Genomic DNA, 3,039 nt, shown 5'->3' with positions numbered 1-3,039 from the left:
CAAAGGCAGTATAGTAAACAAATGGCTTAAAGGATGACCCAGGCTGACGTCGAGCTTGAGTAGCACGGTTGAATTTGCTCTTTTCATAGCTGTATCCCCCGACTATCGCTTTCACAAAATGGGTACGGGGGTCAACGGCGGCTAATGCCACTTGATTATCGTAAAGTCCACGGCGACGCAGGGTGTAATGAGCACGATTAATGATCTTTTCTGCCTGCTTTTGGAATTCGTAGTCAACCGTGGTCTGAACTCGCATTCCGCCCTTGGTGACCGCTTCCTGACCAAATCGCTCTTTTAACTCCACCACAGCAGCTTCTGTGACGAAAGGCAATTTACTGGTGCTCCAGGAAGTACTTTTCCCAATTAACAGGGGCTGTTCCTTAGCTTGTTTTTCTTGGGCTGCTGTAATCCATCCCAAATCCCGCATCCGCCTTAAGACAACGGCTTGTCGCTCTTTAGCTTTAGAGTAGTTGCTGAAGGGACTGTATTCTTCTGGGGACTGGATTAGCCCTGCCAACATGGCTGACTCCCCTAAGGATAGCTCAGATGCTGGCTTAACAAAGTAGCTGCGGGCAGCTGTTTCAATGCCATAGTTATTGTGACCCCAATAGATTTGATTGAGGTACAATTCCAAAATCTCGTCTTTAGAGAAGATTTGCTCAACTCGGATAGCGAGTACAGCTTCAGTGATTTTGCGGCTAAAGGTGCGTTGCCGAGTCAGAAACAGGTTTTTCACCAACTGCATGGTGATTGTAGAACCCCCCTCTACTACTGTCCCTTGTCTCCAGTTGACTAAAAAAGCACGACCGACGCTATTGGGGTTAACCCCATAGTGCATATAGAAGCGACTGTCTTCTATAGCTAGTACAGCCCGCTTGAGTTGAGGGTTGATTTGGCCGAATTCGAGCACTTCCCGATTCGCTTCCCCATGAAGGCTCACTAGAGGTCTACCCTTGACATCGTAAATGTAAGTTGTTTCTGTCGGTGTGTAGTTCCGGAGCATGCGCACATCTGGCAGGTTACGGAAGCTAGTCGCTAAGCCCACAAGTCCACCAGCTACAATCGAGCTAGCTAACATGGTAACCCCGAGGATAGTCCCTCCAGTTACCTGAGCCACCCCTTGCACAAACTGCAATACTTGTGAAGGCTTTCTTTTCCGATTTTTCCGATCTTGTGGTTGTCGAATAGTGCTATATGGCACGGTGATTTCATTTCCTTACTAAAGAACAGACATGTAAGCTAGGGGCTGTGCTTGGGGTGTTTTTTTTACTTCCTATAAGTACTTTCTATAAGACAATTCCAAGGATAGGTGGGCAGAGCAGGAATGTCTAGGACAATTATTTCTCGGTAAATTCCGGCAGTTACTTGCAAAAACTGTAAGTGTATCCATCTTTTCGGTGTATTGCTGATATATCTTGAGGGTTGCAGCTTTTATAGCCCTTCATTCCTAACGGGGTAAATCCAAAGCTTCCTTTACTTCTAGGAGTTACCTTGCCTATACCTAGTCTTTGATGTTTGGCTATGTCTCCAGTGACCCAGCCCTTAATTGGTTTTAATGGATTGTGCCTGACGGGGTAACCGTACTTGTTGAGTGCTGCTTTTTGTCTGCCTCCCTGCCCTTTGCAAGTAACTAACAGTGGCTGAGACGTTTTCAAGACTAAGGTCTCAATATCCCCAACGCAAGCAGCATCAATCCAGTGCTCCTTAGGAAGACCCAGTCTAGTCCGGTTGTACTTGGTCTGCGCTCCGGTTCCAGTAACTACAAACTTGATATTTTGGAGTACTTTCACTAACTTGTTACGAGTTGCATTTACCGCTGCCGCATCCAATAATGGTTGTTTGGCTTTAGTTTTGATTTTTTGGAGTAAACTTGGCTTCTTTTTTAGGAATTCCTCTATAGGTTTGTTTCCTTTTCGTTTATTACATTTTTCGCAGGCTAAGCATAGATTACTGACTCGATTACTTCCACCAAATGACTTTGGGTGAATGTGCTCGATCTGCAAGGGAACAGACTGTTTACCGCAATAGGTACATTCTCTTCCCCATTTATCAAGTAAGTACTCCCTAACTTCGTAGCCAGCTAGTTCACCTTGTTGGTACTGAATACCATTGATTTCGGGATTCGGCATTTTCTGGGTATCAAACTTAACTCTTTCGACCCAAATTTCATTGACCGGGCAAAACTTGGTTAATCGCTTTACCCACGTTTCAATAGTCGAAACCCTGTGTTCTAGGCTGGGTGGGAGCCAAGCCTCTGAACGTTTGCGATTAAAAAACCGTGGCTTTCTGTAACGGGTGTGACGATTACGTCTTCGGTGCCTTACAGCTTTTCTAGACTCTAATTTTTTATTGATCAACCCTCCTCTGTGTTCTAACTCCATTCCCCAAATGATTTGGTTGTTTTGGACTAGAGCAAATCCAGTTGTTTGGCTACCAGGATCAATCTTAATTTTACAAGGTGATACAATTGGATTATCAATCGCTGTTTTTAAGATGATCGTGAACGGGTACATCCGAAAAACAGCAGCTTTACCTTTGTCTAACAACCGACGAGCTTTCTTTGGTGGAATAGGGTTTAATGGCTGCTTGTTTGTGTCAATAACAAATACATACTTTGGCATTTTTAGTGCTCTCAATTTGGTAATGTGTTCCTTGACAATGTTGGGATGGCTTGTTGGGCTAACCACACATTTGCCTTTGTCTTAATGATTAGCGACAGAGCCAGAAGCTGGAGTTCACCTCTGGGTGTCATAACCAAACCAACCTAGGAATCGCACCTGAGTCTGCATCCTAGTTGGCAATCCCGGAGATTACCGGGAATTCCCTAGGCTTTGGCTAGGAGGATTACTTACAAGTCTTGAGCATCGAATTTCTTAATAATGCCAGGACGTTATGGATAAGTGTCAAGCCCTACAGGTAAGCTTCTACTTAAGCTTCAACTACTGTAGCGATAAATAATTTTTGAATTAAAGCTAATTCTAGCCAATTCATACCATTTTGTATTCTACGACGGTCATTTCCCGTCTTGATGCAGTCCCA

2 protein-coding genes are annotated in these 3,039 nt (G+C 44.4%); both read right to left on the bottom strand.

Annotation, left to right across the window (positions count from 1 at the left end; translation table 11 throughout):
• Positions 1-1,186: transglycosylase domain-containing protein (locus F6K20_RS31675; protein WP_502708904.1), on the bottom strand; the 1,186-nt coding region annotated here is incomplete at its 3' end.
• Positions 1,187-1,361: 175 nt separating this feature from the next.
• Entirely contained in the window at positions 1,362-2,621 is a 1,260-nt protein-coding gene (gene iscB, locus F6K20_RS31670; RefSeq protein ID WP_008185212.1) for an RNA-guided endonuclease IscB, read from the bottom strand.
• Between the last annotated feature and the right edge of the window lie 418 nt (positions 2,622-3,039).

It is taken from the genome of Moorena sp. SIO2C4, from assembly GCF_010672485.1.
In the GTDB taxonomy this organism is placed as follows: Bacteria; Cyanobacteriota; Cyanobacteriia; order Cyanobacteriales; family Coleofasciculaceae; genus Moorena; species Moorena producens.
Note: the sequence above shows the minus strand (reverse complement) of the source record. Positions and strands in the feature narration are given on the sequence as shown.

Bases quoted from the DNA above. Each gene is read 5' to 3' on its own strand.
- iscB (WP_008185212.1), bottom strand. From the start codon at position 2,621: ATGCCAAAGTATGTATTTGTTATTGACACAAACAAGCAGCCATTAAAC.